Origin of the sequence: Flavobacterium wongokense, from assembly GCF_021608265.1 — a bacterium.
Classification (GTDB): domain Bacteria; phylum Bacteroidota; class Bacteroidia; order Flavobacteriales; family Flavobacteriaceae; genus Flavobacterium; species Flavobacterium wongokense.
In genome coordinates, this window is sequence record NZ_JAKIHP010000009.1 from 23766 (window position 1) to 42041 (window position 18276).

An 18276-nucleotide genomic window follows, 5' to 3' on the forward strand; every position below is an offset into this window, starting at 1 on the left:
ATCGAGTAGCTTTAAAACAAACCACAAACCAATGAAAAAACTCTTCCTCTTCAGCTTACTATTCGCCACAATAGCAATAAACGCACAGGATACTTACATCCAATGCGGCAAACTCATCGACACCAAAAGTGGAAAAGTCCTTACCAATAAAACCATAATCGTTTCAGGCAAAACCATCAAAAGTATCGAGGACGGCCTTCTTCACGGGGTATTGGTAGAAGATGTAGTTATCGACCTCAGGACCAAAACCGTAATGCCAGGCTGGATTGACATGCACGTACACCTCGAAGGGGAAACCAGCCCAACAGCATATATCGAGGAGTTCACACTAAATGATGCAGACATAGCCTACAATGCCGAGGTATTTGCTAAAACAACTCTAATGGCCGGATTTACCACCGTAAGGGATTTGGGAGGTAGTGGCGTAAATGTTTCGCTGCGCAATGCAATCAATGCGGGCAAGGTAATCGGCCCAAGGATTTTTACTGCCGAAAAAGCATTGGCTTCCACAGGCGGGCATGCAGACCCAACCAACGGCTATAAAAAATCATTAGTAGGCAATCCGGGACCAAAGGAAGGTGTCGTGAATAGCATTGAAGACGCAAAAGAGGCTGTGCGCTGGCGTTATAAAAATGGTGCCGACTGGATAAAGATAACAGCAACCGGCGGTGTCCTTAGTGTTGCCAAAAGTGCCGGAAATCCGCAGTTCACGCAGCAGGAAATTGAGGCAATCGTGGCTACTGCTAAAGATTACGGAATGAAAGTCGCTGCCCACGCCCACGGCGATGAAGGAATGCAACGGGCTGTAAGAGCAGGTGTAAAAACCATCGAGCACGGAACCGAAATGAGCGAGGCAACCATGGAACTCATGATAAAGAACAATGCATATCTGGTACCCACCATCACAGCAGGAAAAGCGGTTGAGGAAAATGCCAAAAAGCCCAATTATTATCCGGGCATTGTGGTTCCGAAAGCGTTGGCCATTGGCCCGAAAATACAAGGCACATTTGCTAAGGCATACAAAAAAGGGGTTCCAATTGCGTTTGGTACCGATGCCGGAGTATTTGAACACGGACTCAATGCACGCGAATTCATTTACATGACCGAAGCCGGAATGCCTATCATCAAAGCCCTGCAGGCAGCAACTACGACCAATGCAATGTTATTGGATATGGATAAACAAATCGGCTCTATTGAACCGGGTTTCCTAGCCGATATCATCGCGACCAACGACGACCCAACACAAAACATCAGCACCGTAACTAATGTAGTATTCGTAATGAAAGAGGGCATTGTCTACAAGCAGTAATTGTATTGAACTGTCATTCCCGCGAAGGCGGGAATCTATTTGGAATTATTGTGGATTCCCGCCTTCGCGGGAATGACAAAACTATGTGATAATAGTAATTTACAATTCAACAATTTTCCTTAAATTTGCTCTCCTAAAATAAAATACCACTAAATATGGGAATGAATAAAAACACCGTCCTGGGTTGGGCAACCTTTGTGATGATTATCATGGGATTATTACTTATTGCACTCGGAGCGTTTCGTTACGATGAAACAGCAGGATGGGGATTTGGAGCAGTAGGAGTTGGTTTCCTAGCAAATGCATGGGTTTTCAGCTCATTAAAGGGAAGGCTTTAGGATTATTCTAAATTTTGAATTTTAAATTTTGAATTGGTTTCGTGATAGCATCAAATTACCGTTATCAAATTACCTAATCATAAATGAAAGTTTAAAAAGAGAAGACTTCCAATCGTAAAAAACAAATAGAATAATTCAAAATTTAGAATTCAAAATTCAAAATAATTTAAACAACCACAGTTAAAATGAGATATGCTTTCATGGCTTAATTATTAAATTAACATAATGAAAGACAACTTAATTGCTAATAAGACATTTGATTTTGCATTATCAAGTATTGATTTATATATTAAACTCAAAAAAGAAAATGAATTTATAATTTCAAGACAAATCATGAGATCTGCAACAAGCATTGGAGCGAATGTAGAAGAAGCTATAGCTGCCCAATCGAGAAAAGATTTTATAAATAAACTTTCAATAGCTTCAAAAGAGGCAAGAGAAACAAAATATTGGTTAAGATTGTTGGAAAAATCAGAATTGACTAAAATAGAAATTAAAAACTATCTAACAGAAATAGAGCACATTATCAATATTATAACCAAGATAATCAAAACAACACAAGAAAAAAAATAATTCAAAATTCAAAATTTAAAATTCAAAATAACTAATCATGAGTGATGATAAAAAAGTAATCTTCTCGATGCAGCGATTGAGCAAATCGTATCAGGGAAGTGATAAGCAGGTATTAAAAAACATCTACCTAAGTTTCTTCTACGGAGCAAAGATTGGTATCCTTGGACTTAACGGTTCGGGTAAATCTTCATTATTGAAAATCATTGCAGGAGTAGACAAGAATTACCAGGGCGATGTAGTATTCCAACAGGGTTATACTGTGGGGTATTTAGAGCAGGAACCACAATTGGATGAAACCAAAACAGTAATCGAAATTGTTCGTGAAGGCGTTGCCGAAACGATGGCAATTTTGGATGAGTTCAACAAAATCAACGATATGTTTGGCCTGCCTGAGGTTTATGAAGATGCCGATAAGATGCAGAAACTAATGGACCGCCAGGCTGAACTACAGGATAAGATTGATGCCGCAGGAGCATGGGAGATTGACAACAAACTTGAAGTAGCAATGGATGCACTGCGTACTCCCGATGCAGATACGCCAATCAAGGTATTGTCTGGTGGAGAGAAAAGACGTGTGGCACTTTGCCGTCTGTTATTGCAGAATCCGGATGTATTATTGCTTGATGAGCCAACCAACCACCTGGATGCGGAAAGCGTATTGTGGTTAGAGCAACATTTGGCACAATATGCCGGAACCGTAATTGCCGTAACGCACGACCGTTATTTCCTTGACAATGTTGCAGGCTGGATTTTGGAATTGGATAGAGGTGAAGGTATTCCGTGGAAAGGAAACTACTCGTCATGGCTGGAGCAAAAATCTAAACGTATGGAGCAGGAAGAAAAAGTGGCGTCCAAACGTAGAAAAACTTTAGAGCGTGAGCTGGATTGGGTAAGACAAGGAGCCAAAGGCCGTCAGACCAAACAAAAAGCGCGTTTGCAGAACTACGACAAACTCTTGAATGAAGACCAGAAAGAGCTTGACGAAAAACTGGAAATCTACATCCCGAACGGTCCACGTTTGGGAACCAATGTGATTGAAGCTAAAAACGTTGCCAAAGCTTTTGGCGACAAATTACTATACGATAACCTAAACTTCACTTTGCCACAGGCAGGAATTGTTGGAATCATCGGGCCAAACGGTGCCGGTAAATCGACAATCTTCCGAATGATTATGGGTGAGGAAAAACCTGATGCTGGTGAATTCACCATTGGGGATACCGTTAAGATTGCCTATGTTGACCAGTCGCATTCCAACATCGACCCGAATAAATCCATTTGGGAAAACTTCTGCGACGGACAGGAACTAATCATGATGGGCGGAAGACAGGTAAATTCAAGAGCCTACCTTTCCAGGTTCAACTTTGGAGGAAGCGAGCAGAACAAAAAAGTGTCGGCCTTGTCTGGTGGAGAGCGAAACCGCCTGCATTTGGCAATGACTTTGAAGGAAGAAGGAAATGTATTGTTGCTGGATGAGCCTACAAACGACCTGGATATCAACACGCTTCGTGCTTTGGAGGAAGGTTTGGAAAACTTCGCGGGTTGTGCCGTAGTAATCAGTCACGACCGTTGGTTTTTGGACAGGATCTGTACACACATTTTGGCTTTTGAAGGCAACTCGGAAGTGTATTGTTTTGAAGGCGGATTCTCTGAATATGAAGAGAATAAAAAGAAACGTTTGGGTGTCGATCTGACTCCAACCCGAATCAAATACAGGAAACTGATAAGAAACTAAAAAAAAATCCCGGGTAACCGGGATTTTTTATTATAAATTTTGAATTTTGAATTTTAAATTGGTTCCGTCATAGCATCAAACTAAATAATTATGAAAGGAATGGGTTCAAAAAAGGACGTATCTTCATCGCAATAATAGGTACAATAATTCAAAATTTAAAATTCAAAATTCAAAATAGAAAAACTGTGTTTTTTTTATTCGGCAAATAGTTTATATTTGGAGCACTAACCTCGTATGCGATGACCAAAACTAAATTATTTGGTTTACTTATAGCGTTCCTTTTTTGTTTTACCAATGCTCTTGCACAAGAGTATAAAGCGGAAAAAGCCGAAATAGAAAGATTGCTTAATCAGACCGTTGCCGAATTTAACGATGCCCAATTTGACAAGGCATTGGAATCTTCAAAACAGGCTCTGATTAACTCCTTTGCTATTAATGACGATTCCTATATAGCGCAGTCCTACAATACGATAGGGGTTATCTACAACGAGTGCTCCGATTCCAAAAAGGCAATAGGCTTTTATGAAAAAGCGCTTTCCTACGCAAAAAAAGCCAATAAGGATAAGCTCTACAACTGGATTTATGGAAACCTCGGCAGCGTTTATTACTACAACCAGCTTGATGTTCCCAAAGGGATTAATTATTATAAAAAAGCATTGTATTATGCGGTAAAGATTAAGGATACTACCGAAATCAATTATACCAAAATGAACATTGTCAGTGCTTATTTTGCTATCGATAAGTTTGACGAAGGGACGATGTACCTAAACGAAATCAAGGATAATATTCTGAAGCACGGCAATGAGGAAACCAAGATGAGGATGAATTCACTGCTTGGGATTTACACTACAAACCACAATAAAAAAGCCGAAGCGGAAGCATATTATGCCAAAGCACAGAAAATTGCAGAGGAAAATCATTTTAATTCGTACCTAATCAGCATTTACGAAAACCTCACACGGCATTACAAATATTATAACGAACCTGAAAAAGCACAGCTATATAAAGTTAAATTAGATTCGCTCAGCAAAGTATTGTATTCTGAGGAAAAACTCAACAACATTCAGAAAGCCGCAATACAGATTGAGCTCGACGAATACAAAATGCAATTGGAACGGGTAGAGCAGGCAAACAGCAGCCATCAAAAAAGCCTGAAGGAATCCAAGCTGATTGTAATCCTGTTTATCGTCATCCTGATTATATTATTATTGTTCTTATTGACCTTGTACAAAAGCATCAAGTTAAGGGAACAGGCCAACGCCGAACTCAAAAAAGCCAATGAGGAATTGGTTATTGCAAAAGAAAAAGCAGAAGAGGCTTCACAGCTCAAATCACAGTTTGTCTCTACGATAACGCACGAATTGAGAACGCCTTTGTATGGTGTGGTTGGGATTACCAACATCATCATGGACGAGCATAAGGAGTTGGGCAACAGCCCGCATTTAAAATCCCTGAAGTTCTCGGCCAAATACTTATTGGCATTGGTAAATGATATCCTTCAAATCAACAAAATAGAGGAGAAGCGCATCGTTTTGGAAAACCTGATCTTCAATCTTACCGATGAGATTACGCTGATTAAAAACTCGGTGGAATACATCGCCGATAAGAACAATGACAAATTCACCATTGAAATTGACACTGCCATACCCGAATTCCTGATTGGTGATAAACTGCGCCTGTCGCAAATCATCATGAACCTGGTGAGCAATGCACTGAAGTTTACCAAAAATGGCGAAGTAACCATTTCCGCCGATTTGAAGAGAGTCGAGAACAAAATGAATTATATAGAGTTCAAGGTCAAGGATACCGGAATAGGGATTGCCAAAGAACACCAGGAAAAGATTTTTGATAAGTTTGTCCAGATAGAGCGCAAGGAAGAAGATTATCAAGGCACTGGTTTGGGCTTGTCAATCGTGGCACGTTTGGTCGAATTGTTTGATAGTGAAATCCATTTGGAGAGCGAAGAAAACGTAGGCACGACCTTTTCCTTTATTATCGGATTTGAATTTGATGAAGCAAAATCAATAGAAATCATCAATAACATTGAAGTAGATTTATCCACCAGCCATTTGTATAATATATTGGTGGTCGAAGACAATAAAATCAATCAGGTGGTTACCAAAAAAATAATCCAGAGCAGTAATATGAGCTGTACCATTGTTGATGACGGTTATGCAGCATTGGTGGCTTTGGAGCGCGAATCTTTTGATTTGATACTAATGGATATCAACATGCCGTTAATCAACGGTTTTGAGACTACAAGGAAAATCAGGGAAAAAGGGATTACCATTCCGGTGATTGCGCTGACGGCTTTTGACAAGGAGGAAGTTACCGAAGAAGCCATTTCGGTAGGTATGAATGACATCATGGTCAAGCCTTTTGAACCGTCAAAGCTGTTCCAGGTAATATCCAACCAAATAAAACAAAACGAAAACGCTGGTTAATACCAGCGTTTTTTGTTCTTTTTAGAAGCTTCCGATTTTCTGGAATTGTTCTTTCCTTCGGGTTTCTTTTTATTTCTTAAATCAGGTTTTGCATCCGGATTCGGTTCTTCATCCTTCCATGGAAACGGATGGTCCTTAATGGTTTTCACATTTACCTTTATCAGTTTCATAATATCTTTCCAATACGGTTCTTCGTCCTTGCTGCAGAAAGAAATCGAGATTCCGCCATTTCCTGCACGTCCTGTACGGCCAATACGGTGAACATAAGTCTCGGGGATATTGGGTAAATCAAAATTGATTACATACGGTAAGCTTTCAATGTCAATGCCACGCGCAGCAATATCGGTGGCAACCAGAACAGAAATTTCCTTGTTCTTGAAATGGTCTAAAACCCTTTGCCTTGCGGTTTGTGATTTGTCGCCATGGATTGCTTCGGCATTTACCCCGTGTTTCTTCAATGCCTTGACCACATTGTCCGCACCGTGTTTGGTTCTGACAAAGACCAAGACATTGCTGAGGTTTTCGTTGCGGATTAAATGATATAACAAACCACGTTTGTCCGTTTTGTCGACAAAATAAATTTGCTGCTCGATGATTTCGGCTGTGGATGAAACCGGTGTAACCGAAACATATTCCGGCTTGTTTAGGAATGTATCTGCCAGTTCGCGTATGGCCATTGGCATCGTAGCCGAAAACAATAACGTCTGCCTGTTGGTTGGAACCAATTTTACAATCTTACGAACATCATTGATAAAGCCCATATCGAGCATCAAATCGGATTCATCAAGCACTAAAAAGTGCAGATGGTCAAAATCTACAAAACCTTGTTTGTGCAGGTCGAGCAATCGTCCAGGAGTCGCAATCAGGATGTCAACGCCTTTTTTTAATTGATCCACCTGAGGAACCTGCGAAACGCCACCAAAAATGGTAAGCTGCCTTAGGTTGGTATACTTTCCGTAGGTGTCAAAGCTTTCGCCAATCTGAACGGCAAGTTCACGGGTTGGTGTCACAACGAGGCAACGGATTTGTTTTGTTTTTTTGGATGAACCTACAATGCGGTGTAGGTTATGGATAATTGGAATTGCAAATGCTGCTGTTTTTCCTGTTCCTGTCTGGGCGCAACCCACCAAATCCTTTCCGGCTAAAATATGCGGAATCGCTTTTTCCTGAATTGGAGTTGGGCTGGTGTATCCTTCTTCGTGTACCGCTCTTTGGATACTATTGGATAATGATAAATCTTCGAATAACATAAATAATGCTTACGATTAAGTGTAAGCCGCTGTAAAGATAGGCTATTATGAATTTTAAATTATGAATTTTAAATTATTTGTCCTCTTGAATAGATTTCTAAAGCATTAATTCAAAATTTAGAATTCAAAATTCAAAATAATTTTAAATAAGTTCCTTCCTTGACTTAATAAAATCGGTTACCAGATAACCAATCAGTTTCCCGATGAGGTGGTTGTTTTTTTCTTCGCCCAACTCCGGTGCACCTTCGCAGATGTGAAGATAGGCGGCATTTTTATGATTCCCGAAAAAGTAAACGAATTCCCTTAATTCCTCTACCGAAAAACCGCTCATCGTCATGGCACTGCTGGCAATATTGGGTATTGCATCCAAATCTATTTCAATGCCATAAGGATCCAGTTTTATAAAGTCGGCAGCTTTAATCATTTCCTGCAGGAAGTGCTTTTGCTTGCGGACCTTAATCTCGTCATAAGTGTTATAGGTAACACGGTCTTCAATTTTCTTTAGGTTGTCCAATACATTTTTGGAAGTATAATTTTCATGGAGTCCAAAGATGAAATATTTCTTTAAAAAACCTTCTTCGTAAGCATAGGAAAAACCATTGCCGCTGTGCCTTCCTTCCAAAATCCTAAAGTCGGAATGCGCATCAAAATTTACCGCATTAATAGGTTTCCCCAATCCGAGTGCGGTTCCTTTTATGTTACCGTAGGCGTTGTTATGGCCACCACCAATGATGATTGGAATTTTACCACATTTGATGATGGTACTCACAATATGCACCACTTCCTTATCAATTCTCTCAACCAGCGAACTTAATTTTTTTCGGTCAAACGTATTATGGAAATCCAAATCCCTGGCTTCTTCCATTTCCTCAGAAACATCCAATTTGCCCAAAACCAAAATCTGACTGCCTTTGCAAAAGCGGTTATGCTGGATGTTGGCAATGCTTTTTATGGCGCTTTCCCATGCTGATCCGGCACCGGGACGTCCAAAATTGGCACGCACACCCACATCTTCCGGAATTCCGAATAAAGCATATTTAGCTTCACAGGTCTTTAGGTAATCGTGGCAGTTTTCTCCTTTTGGAACTGTTAACATTTTTTCGCCAAATTTCACCTCACCGCTTCTGTGGTTGGTGACTTTAGCCAAATCGGCAATTGAAAAAGGAATTAATTTATCCATTTTTTTAAAAAATTTCTTCAAAAATATAATAAAAATGCTTAATTTTCGTTACTAAAGAAACACAATTATACATCAAAATTTAAAAAAATGCCCATGGAAAATCAGAATAACCATTCAAAATTAAAAGCTATTATAGGTATACTAGCTGTTTTATTAATAGGTAGTTTAATTTATATCTTTAAATTGACTTCTGATGCAAAAACATTGGAGACCACTGTAACGACCGTTAAATCCGAAAAAGAATCTGTCCTTAAGGATTTGTCCGATTTGAAAGCCACCTACGACGCAGCAATTGCTGAAAACACTTCTATGTCAGACGAATTAATCGCAGAAAGAGACAAAGTAGTGAAACTAATGGAGGAATTAAAATCGGCAAAGGGAGATAATGCATCCTTGCAAAAATATAAAACACAATACAAGGCATTAGAGCAGAAAATGCAGAACCTAATGCAGGAAGTAGCTGTTTTGAAGACCCAAAACCAAACGCTGACAACCAATTTAGACAGTACCAAAGTAGTTTTGGAAGATTCTAAAAAATACAATCAGGTTTTAGTTGGACAAAATGAAGAGTTGGCTAAAACTGTTGAAAAAGGGCAGAAACTAACAGTAACCAATTTGAAAACCGGAACTTACAAATTGAGAAGTTCGGGCAAACAAATCATGACAGACAAAGCGAGCAGAACCGATTTACTGCAAGTGAGTTTTACCATTGCAGAAAACAAAATTGCCAAATCAGGTGACAAAACCTATTATGTTCAGGTGATTGATGCTAAAAACAATGTTTTAGGAAATAAGGAAACTGTAAGTTTCGGAGACACTTCATTAACCTACAGTTTTACAACAACGGTTCAGTATGAAAACAAAACGGTTGATGTAAAGGAACAGCTAAAAGGAAAAGACTTTGCCAAAGGAACTTATTTTGTCAATGTATTTGACAAAGATGAGTTGGTATCCAAAAGTAGTTTCACTTTAAGATAAGACCATAATTATTTAAGTTAATATTTAGTTTGAAAGACCCTTTGTTTAATAGCAAAGGGTTTTTTATGCAATGACGTTTCCGTTAAGGATTACCTGTTCAATCAGGTTGCTTGCAAACTGGTAAGGTAGTTGGTAAAAGGAATTCAGTGGCTTTGTAATGATGAGGTTCGCTTTTTTGCCAACGGTAATGCTTCCATGGGTTTTGGATAATCCCATAGCGTAAGCGCCATTTATCGTTGCTGCATTGATGGCTTCTTCGGGAGTCATTTTCATTTTGATGCAGGCTGTTGCTACTACAAAATTCATATTCCCCGAAGGCGTAGTCCCGGGATTGAAATCGGAAGCCAAGGCTAGAGGAAGACCAGCTTCAAGCATTCTTCTTGCCGGAGTATACGGAATGCTGATAAAGTAAGAACAGCTTGGCAAAGCAACGGCAATCGTTTCGTTGTTTTTCAGGGCTTCAATGTCTTCATCGGTTACAATTTCCAAATGGTCTACAGAAAGCGCATTGTGTTTTACACAGGCAGCAATTCCGTTGATTGCAGTAAACTGATTGACGTGTATTTTAGAACGCAACCCATATTGTTTTCCGGCCTGCATGATTCTTTCGGTTTCTTCCACAGAAAAATAACCGGTTTCCAAAAAGGCGTCAATGTAATCAGCGAGTTTTTCTTCGGCTATTTTTGGCAGCATTTCATTGATTAACAAATCGATATAGCCCGAATGGTTTTCTTTGTAAGCCAAAGGGAAAGCGTGTGCACCAAGGAAAGTTGCCTTAATTGCAATTGGGTAATTGGCTGCAAGTTTTTTGATGACACGCAGCATTTTGAGTTCGCCTTCCACGGTGAGTCCGTAACCCGATTTGATTTCAACAGCGCCGGTTCCTTGCTGGATAACTTCTTCGAGCCTTTTTTTGGATTGATTATAGATTTCTTCTTCGGATGTTTCATTTAGTTTTTTAGCCGAATTCAGGATTCCGCCACCGCGATTGGCAATTTCCTCGTAAGTCAGGCCATTGATACGGTCCACAAATTCCTGTTCCCTGTTTCCGGCGTATACAATGTGTGTATGACTGTCACACCAGCTTGGAAGCACAATTTTTCCAGAAGCGTCAATGGTTGTTTCGGCATTGATTTTTGGGCATTTTTCCATCGGTCCAAAATCGGCAATCAAATCATTTTCCAGCAGTAAAAAAGCATTTTTGACAGAAGGCAGGATTCCCATTTCCTTTCCGGAAACCTTGTCTATGGAAATTTCCCTAACCTGCAATAACTCTTTTATGTTGATGATTAACGTCTGCATGTACTAATGATTTTTGGTAAAAATAGTTCTAAAAAAAGAAATAGTATTAAATTTAGGCAAATTTAGGATTCGTGAGAAAAATTAAATACAAAAAGGGGAGAAAAGTGCAGCCGTCACTTTTGGAATATACCGGAAGGCATAAGGACACCATTACTGAAATGCAGTTGTTTGTGTATGATACCAATGACCTGACGGAATACAATGACTTCAAGGTTTCCCAATGCGAAAAGTATTTTGATGATTCTAAAATCAACTGGCTGAATGTTCACGGTTTGAATGATGTTGAAATCATCAAAACCATTGGCGACTGCCTCCATGTAGACAATTTCATGCTTGGCGATATCATGAATACGACCAAGCGCACCAAACTGGAAGAACATCACGACATTCTTTTCTTTAACATCAAATCATTACTCCCTATTGAAAACAGCGATGCCATTAATGTGGAGCAGATTAGTTTTCTTTTAAAACATAATATGTTGGTTTCCTTCCAAGAAAAGCGGAGTGATTTCTTTGCCCACATTCGGGAACGCATCCGAACGCATTCGGGAATTGTCAGGGATAAAAAAGCAGATTATCTATTGTATCTTTTGCTTGATGCGGTGATGGAGAATTTCTATGTTACCATTGAAGCCGAAGAAGACAAGGTTGAGGATTTGATCAATCTTTCAAAAACCAGCACCAATCCTCAAATTTTGGAACAGATAGAAAAGCATAGGGATAACTACAACTTCCTGAAACGTTCCATTGTTCCGCTGCGTGATTCCTTGTATTCCATCAAAAGCATGAAGGACGATAATGTTTTCAATGCGATTGAACATGATAATTATAGTTTTTTTGAGCGTCTGCATCAAAAATGCCTGGAGCTTTTGGAACAGATTGAATACGATTTGATTACGCTTGACAGCGCATCCAATTTTTACTTTTCGTCGCAAAACCATAAGATGAATGAGGTAATGAAAACCCTGACTGTGGTTTCGGTTTTCTTTATGCCGCTAACCTTTATTGTTGGTGTGTACGGAATGAACTTTGACAACATGCCCGAACTTCACTGGAAATATGGTTATTTCATCATTTTAGGATGCATGATTGTATTGCTTATCGGAATGATGATTTACTTCAAAAAGAAGAAGTGGTATTAATTGGTTTTTGATTTTTTCAAAATTGATTTTAAAAGCAACAATCCAATAATTCCGGCTACAAGTGAAGAAATCAAAATCACTATTTTGGAATTTGTAATATGGTCATCATCAGAAAAGGCGAGGAGTGTTATAAAGATTGACATTGTGAAACCTATTCCACCCAAAAAGCTTACACCAAAAATGGATTTCCAATTTAAATCTTCGGGCAGTGTACTAATTTTTAATTTGACGGAACCAAAACTGAACAACCAAATTCCTAACGGTTTTCCGATGACTAGTCCCAATGCAATTCCTAAAGTATAAGGATTAAATAGATTTTCCTGCCAATCCGAACCTATGATAATAGCTGTATTTGCCAAGGCAAAAATAGGCAGAATGATAAATGCAACAGGTTTATGTAAAAAATGTTGCAATATATAGGAAGATGACTTCTCATCGCCATTTCCAAACGGAATGGCAAATGCCAATAAGACTCCGGTAATGGTTGCATGAACTCCCGAATTGAGCATGAAATACCACATGGCTATTCCACCAATAAGATAGGGAATCAGGTTTCGGATTTTTAACCTGTTAAGTAAAAGCAGGAATGCAAAAATGCCTAATGCAATGAAGAGATTACTCCAGACTAAAGTTTTTGTGTAGAAAAAGGCAATGATCAGGATTGCGCCTAAATCGTCTATAACGGCCAACGCGGTTAGAAAAACTTTCAGTGAAACAGGAACGCGATTGCCTAACAGCGATAAAATGCCAAGCGCAAAAGCAATATCTGTCGCCATTGGAATTCCGGCTCCGGATTGTGTGGTTGTTCCGTAATTCAATAATAAATAAAAACCAGCCGGAATAAGCATTCCGCCGATGGCTGCAGAAATTGGTAGTAAGGCACTTTTTAAATTGGATAATTCTCCTGCATAAATTTCGCGCTCCAATTCCAATCCAATCAGTAAAAAGAAAATTGTCATCAAACCATCATTGATCCAATGTTCCAAGGTATGATTTCCTAATTGATGATGCCAAAGATGCTGATAACTTTCACCAAGCACAGAGTTTGCCAGAAGCAAAGACAATAGTGTACAGGTAATGAGAATAAACCCTCCAGCTTTTTCACTATCTAAAAAATCCCTAAAAAGCTTTGTAATCACCATAGTTCCAAAGATAAAAAAAAGCATCCATTTCTGGATGCTTTTCAGGGGTTTGAATTATAAGGGTTTGATTTTTACAAGCCTGTGATGATGAATTGACTTCTTCTGTTAAGTTGGTGCTCAGCTTCTGTACATTGTACGCCGTCAGCACATTTATTAACCAATTGGGTTTCACCATATCCTTTTGCAGTTAATCGGTTAGCTGCAATTCCGTTTTTGATCAACCAGTCTCTGGTAGATTTTGCTCTTCGGTCAGATAATTTTTCGTTATAAGCGTTAGAAGCACGACAGTCAGTATGCGAACGGATATCAATTTTCATTGTTGGATATTGTTCCAATACGTCAAGGATTTTAGCTAAATCGACAGCAGCATCCGGACGGATATTCCATTTGTCTAAGTCGAAATAGATTAAGTTGATTCCGAATACATCCGCTAAGTCATCTCCAACCTTAACTTGTTTTTGAGATTTTTCAAGCTCGATGTTAAGCTCAGTTTTACCATCTTTTTTGCTGATGATTACTGCAGATTCTTTAGTTGTATATTCCTCTAGAGAAGTTCTTACATAGTATTTGCTGCCACATTCAATTCCTTCTTTGAATTCATATTTACCATCCTGATCAGAGGTTGTTTCGGCAAGTTGTTTGAATTTTTCATCAAACAAAATCAATTTGGCACCAGGCAAAATTACTTTGGTTTGAGCATCGGTAACCACACCAAATAAAATTTGCTCACACCAGATTGGCCTTGTTTCAACAAATTTGTAGATGTCATCACTTCCTTGTCCGCCATCTCTGTTAGAACTTAAGAATCCTTTTTTGGTTTTTGAATTGATAATCAAAGCGAAATCATCTTTTGGACTATTTGCTTCTTCACCAACGTTTAATACTTTTTTGAAATCCAAGCTGCCGTCTTTTGGAAGTTTAGTGATGAAGATATCCAAACCACCAAGTCCAGGCTGACCGTCAGAAGCAAAGTATAATTCGTTATCGTCATTTACAAACGGATAGGTTTCCCTTCCCGGAGTATTGATAGCATCTCCTAAATTTTCAGGAGTACCAAAGCTTCCGTCATCATTGATTTTCACACGGTACAAATCAGATTGTCCACGGGTTCCATCCATGTTGGATGCAAAGTACATTGTTTTCTCATCTGGAGACAAAGCAGGGTGAGCCGTTTGGTAACTATCGCTATTGAAAGGAAGCGCAGTTATGTTCGACCAATTTCCATCTTTATCAACTTTTGCAGAATAGATTTTCAAAAGTGTTACTTTATTGGAATCGAAACCTCTTCCGTCTAGGTAGTTGTTTCTGGTAAAGTAAACTGTTTTTCCGTCTTTTGTAAAAGCAGGAGTATCCTCGTGGTATTTGGTATTGATCTTTTTGCCAAATTTATCTACAGCTCCTAAAGCACCGTCTTCAGACATTGCCGAACTGTAAAGGTTGGTAAAATAATCACCAGTCCATGTATGGATTCTTTTTGAGAAATTACCGGTATCACGCGCAGAAGAGAAAATTACTTTTGTGCCCATGAAAGCTGGTCCGTAATCAGAATGCGTACTGTTGATACCTGCATTCTCGATTTTGTACCTTCCGGAATTCTCTTTGATTTCCTCTAAATAATTTCTGTTTTTATTGAACAGTTTAGCTCGGGCATCGTTACCGCTTTTTTCTCCAAACTTAGTCATCATCTCATCAGATCTTTTATAATCTTTGGTGGCTCTTAAAGTTTGGGCGAAACGGTAATAGAATTCCGCATCCTGGTCTGGAGCTGCAGCATAAAGTTCGTCGTACCATTTGTTTGCTTTTTCCAATTCGGCATTGAAATAGTAGGCGTTACCTATTTTTAGCAGCATATCAGGTGATTTATAACCTTTGTTATAAATACGCTCGTAAGTTTTAACAGCATCAATGTAAGCAAGTTTGTCGTATTCCTTATCACCTTTTGCTTCTGTTTTATTGACTTTTTGTGAATAACTGTTAACACAGGTTAACGTTATTAGTACTAAGTATATAATTTTATTTTTCATGACTGTCTTATTATTAGAAGAATCTAGGTGATACCATTTTATTTACTTTGCTGAACAACTCAAATCTTAAGAATACCTCATGTGAACCAGAATTATATCTTCTCAAATGAGTAGTTTCCACATCATAACTGTACCCGATGAATAAACCATCAGTTACCTGAAACCCTGCAAGTCCGCTTACTGCTGCATCCCAACGGTAAGCTGCACCAAGCATTAACTTATCAAAGAATAAGACGTTTGCTGAAGCATCAACCTGTAAAGGAGCACCTGTTACCATTTTGGTAAGGACAGCAGGTTTGAATTTAATCGATGGGGTTATATCAAATACATAACCAGCGATAGCATAAAAATTCATTCTTTCTTCAAATACAGCGATGTCATTATCATTGTATTTTTTGTCCTGTAAAAAGTTTGGAACAGAAACACCTAAATAAAACTTGTCTGAGTGTAAATATACTCCGGCACCAAAGTTAGGAGAGATCTCGTTGTCAAAGTTTTGAAGGCTTGGATCTGCAGCTTGTTGCGGTGTTAATTTATCTGTATCCAGGTTAAACATATTTCCGGATGCTTTTATACCAAAAGACAGTTTATAATCTTCAGACACTGGGACGGTGTATGAAACATCGGCAGAAAGTGTATTATCACTTGTTGGCCCGATTCTGTCATTTACTAAAGAAAGCCCTATACCTAAATTACTATTGTTAATAGGAGTATGTAAAGAGAAGGCATTGGTAACCGGAGCGCCATCTAATCCTACCCATTGGGTACGGTGCAATCCAAAAATACTCATTACTCCTCTCGATCCTGCATAAGCCGGATTGACATTGATTGTGTTATACATGTATTGGGTATACTGTGCGTCCTGCTGTGCAAAACCAGTGTAACACGTTAACATCAAAGCGAAAATTAAAATTTTTGTTCTCATATTTTCTATTTTTTATCCTGAGGGTTTTGCAACCCTCAGGAATTAGTAGGGTTTTTTATCTAGTAAGGTATAAATATCCGTCTTTATTAACAGTCTGTCCATCGATTGTTGTCGCCTGAATGATATAGAAATAGGTTCCAGCCGGCAATTCTTCAGTTTTGCTTACAGTTGCTCTTCCTTCAGATACGCCGATAAATTTACGGGTATTGTTGTCATAATCTTTAGTTTCATACACTAAAATTCCCCAACGGTTGTAAATTTCTACAGTATTTGTTGGATAACACTCTGTTTTGTCGATGTTGTCAATATTGAAATACTCATTTATTCCGTCACCATTCGGAGTGAACGCATTGTTCACAAAGAGATCCGCACAAGGGTCAACGATACCACATTTAATAACATCTAAATGGATGTTTATTTTTTGTGGACAAGTTGCAGTCTCATAAGAATAAGAGAATGTATAACTACCTTCAGTTACTCCAAACGGACTGAATAAAGAACCACTTAACGTACCAACGTTACTTTCATTTACCCAAGTTCCACCTGTTGGTGTACCTGTTGGTAAGTAGATAGCCAGGTCATAAGTAATTTCTTTTTGGTCATTACAGATCTCATCACCTTTAGGGATATTGATCTCAGTAACATCAACTTCACGGCTTACCGCTATAACTTGAGTAATCGTAGTTGTGTTTCCACAAGCATCAGCAACAGTCCATGTTCTGGTGATTACATAAGTACCGGTAACATCAGGTTGTGTTTGTGTTTCGGTAAATATTGGTGTTCCAACAGTTGAACAATTATCTGTAAAGTCAGCAGCACCTAATACTGGAGCAACCGGAATTTCATCACAACCTACCTGAACCTTAGGAGTAATTGGCACAATGATTTGTGGTGGAGTACTATCAGATACCGCAATTGATTGTGATACCGGAGCACTATTATTTCCACAAGCATCAGTTGCAATCCATGTTCTAACTATTGTATAAGTAGAAGGACAGATTCCAGCCAAAATAGTTTCAGTCATGTTAACTGTTGCCGTTCCACAGTTATCAGCAGCTGTTAAAACTGCAGGAGATGGGATGTTATCACATGATGCACTAGTATTGGCAGGTGCAGCTATTGTGAATGTTGGAGGCACATTATCATTAACAGAAATTGTTTGTGATACAGAAGATGTATTGTTACATGCATCAGTAAATGTCCAAGTTCTGGTTACTGTGAATGAATTAGGGCAGCTTCCCTGAACAGTCGAATCAACACCATTTACAGTAATAGCACCACTACAGTTATCCATTGCTGTTAGCGAAATCATAGCAGGAATTTCACCTGTACAAGTCGCAGAGATTGAAGCTGGAGCTGGTGGAGCAACAGGAGCAAGATTATCTGTTACAGTAATTGTCTGAGTCTGAGTAGCTGCTGCGTTACCACAAGCATCTACAAGAGACCAAGTACGTGTAATGATATGTGAACCTGCACATGGACCGTCAGCAACGCTGTCAGCAAATGTAGCCTGTAAACCAGTTGAACAGTTGTCTGCTTCATTGGTTACATCACCAGTTGCAGTTACAGAAGCATCATAAGTACAATCAGCTGCAGTGAATATTTCAATATTCGCAGGAGCAGTGAATGTAGGAGCGATGTTATCCGTTACAGTTATTGTCTGAGTCTGAGTAGCAGCTGCGTTACCACAAGCATCTACAAGAGACCAAGTACGAGTAATGATATGTGAACCTGCACACTGACCGTCAGCAACGCTGTCAGCAAATGTAGCCTGAAGACCAGTTGAACAGTTGTCAGCCTCATTAGTTACATCACCAGTAATTGCAATTGACGCATCATAAGTACAATCAGCAGTAGTGAATATTTCGATATTCGCAGGAGCAGTGAAAGTAGGAGCGATGTTGTCTGTTACAGTGATCGTTTGTGTCTGAGTAGCC

General features: G+C 39.0%; 14 protein-coding genes. 7 read left to right on the forward strand and 7 right to left on the reverse strand.

Features of this window, described 5'->3' with window-relative positions:
- Nucleotides 1–31 precede the first annotated feature (31 nt).
- The 5 genes from L1S31_RS14345 (at nt 32) to L1S31_RS14365 (ending at nt 6396) form a co-directional block, all read left to right on the forward strand.
- The gene (locus tag L1S31_RS14345; RefSeq protein WP_236465475.1) at nt 32–1309 is read left to right on the forward strand and encodes a metal-dependent hydrolase family protein; all 1278 of its coding nucleotides are present in this window, start codon (nt 32–34) and stop codon (nt 1307–1309) included.
- 155 nt (nt 1310–1464) lie between these two features.
- Entirely contained in the window at nt 1465–1647 is a 183-nt protein-coding gene (locus L1S31_RS14350; protein WP_136152686.1) for a CAL67264 family membrane protein, read from the forward strand.
- A 225-nt stretch (nt 1648–1872) separates the two neighbouring features.
- Nucleotides 1873–2220, forward strand: a complete 348-nt coding sequence (locus L1S31_RS14355; RefSeq protein WP_236465476.1) for a four helix bundle protein — start codon at nt 1873–1875, stop codon at nt 2218–2220.
- A 37-nt stretch (nt 2221–2257) separates the two neighbouring features.
- The gene (ettA, locus tag L1S31_RS14360; protein ID WP_236465477.1) at nt 2258–3952 is read left to right on the forward strand and encodes an energy-dependent translational throttle protein EttA; all 1695 of its coding nucleotides are present in this window, start codon (nt 2258–2260) and stop codon (nt 3950–3952) included.
- Between the two features lie 239 nt (nt 3953–4191).
- Nucleotides 4192–6396, forward strand: coding sequence for a response regulator (locus L1S31_RS14365; RefSeq protein ID WP_236465478.1), 2205 nt, complete (start codon nt 4192–4194; stop codon nt 6394–6396).
- Here the strand turns inward: L1S31_RS14365 and L1S31_RS14370 are convergent.
- Nucleotides 6393–7646 carry a DEAD/DEAH box helicase gene (locus tag L1S31_RS14370; RefSeq protein WP_236465480.1) on the reverse strand — a complete coding sequence of 418 codons (1254 nt, stop codon included), beginning with the start codon at nt 7644–7646 and terminating at the stop codon, nt 6393–6395. The two genes, L1S31_RS14365 and L1S31_RS14370, sit on opposite strands and share 4 nt — an antisense overlap.
- 142 nt (nt 7647–7788) lie before the next feature.
- Nucleotides 7789–8826 (reverse strand): formimidoylglutamase, encoded by a 1038-nt coding sequence (locus tag L1S31_RS14375; RefSeq protein WP_236465481.1) that lies wholly within the window; start codon nt 8824–8826, stop codon nt 7789–7791.
- Nucleotides 8827–8919: 93 nt separating this feature from the next.
- Here L1S31_RS14375 and L1S31_RS14380 point away from each other — a divergent pair, with 93 nt between their 5' ends.
- Nucleotides 8920–9804, forward strand: coding sequence for a DUF8428 domain-containing protein (locus tag L1S31_RS14380; protein ID WP_236465482.1), 885 nt, complete (start codon nt 8920–8922; stop codon nt 9802–9804).
- 63 nt (nt 9805–9867) lie between these two features.
- Here the strand turns inward: L1S31_RS14380 and hutI are convergent, their stop codons facing one another.
- On the reverse strand, nt 9868–11106 hold the full coding sequence (gene hutI / locus L1S31_RS14385) for an imidazolonepropionase (protein ID WP_236465483.1): 1239 nt from the start codon (nt 11104–11106) through the stop codon (nt 9868–9870).
- Between the two features lie 71 nt (nt 11107–11177).
- Here hutI and corA point away from each other — a divergent pair, with 71 nt between their 5' ends.
- Entirely contained in the window at nt 11178–12248 is a 1071-nt protein-coding gene (gene corA / locus L1S31_RS14390) for a magnesium/cobalt transporter CorA (protein ID WP_236465484.1), read from the forward strand.
- Here corA and nhaA read toward each other — a convergent pair.
- From nhaA to L1S31_RS14410, 4 genes are all read right to left on the reverse strand, one after another.
- Nucleotides 12245–13390, reverse strand: a complete 1146-nt coding sequence (gene nhaA / locus L1S31_RS14395) for a Na+/H+ antiporter NhaA (RefSeq protein WP_236465488.1) — start codon at nt 13388–13390, stop codon at nt 12245–12247. The genes corA and nhaA overlap by 4 nt on opposite strands.
- Before the next feature lie 71 nt (nt 13391–13461).
- On the reverse strand, nt 13462–15414 hold the full coding sequence (locus tag L1S31_RS14400; RefSeq protein ID WP_236465485.1) for an OmpA family protein: 1953 nt from the start codon (nt 15412–15414) through the stop codon (nt 13462–13464).
- A gap of 13 nt (nt 15415–15427) precedes the next feature.
- On the reverse strand, nt 15428–16339 hold the full coding sequence (locus L1S31_RS14405) for a PorP/SprF family type IX secretion system membrane protein (RefSeq protein WP_236465486.1): 912 nt from the start codon (nt 16337–16339) through the stop codon (nt 15428–15430).
- 55 nt (nt 16340–16394) lie between these two features.
- On the reverse strand, nt 16395–18276 hold a 1882-nt coding region (locus L1S31_RS14410; protein ID WP_236465487.1), incomplete at its 5' end, for a T9SS type B sorting domain-containing protein.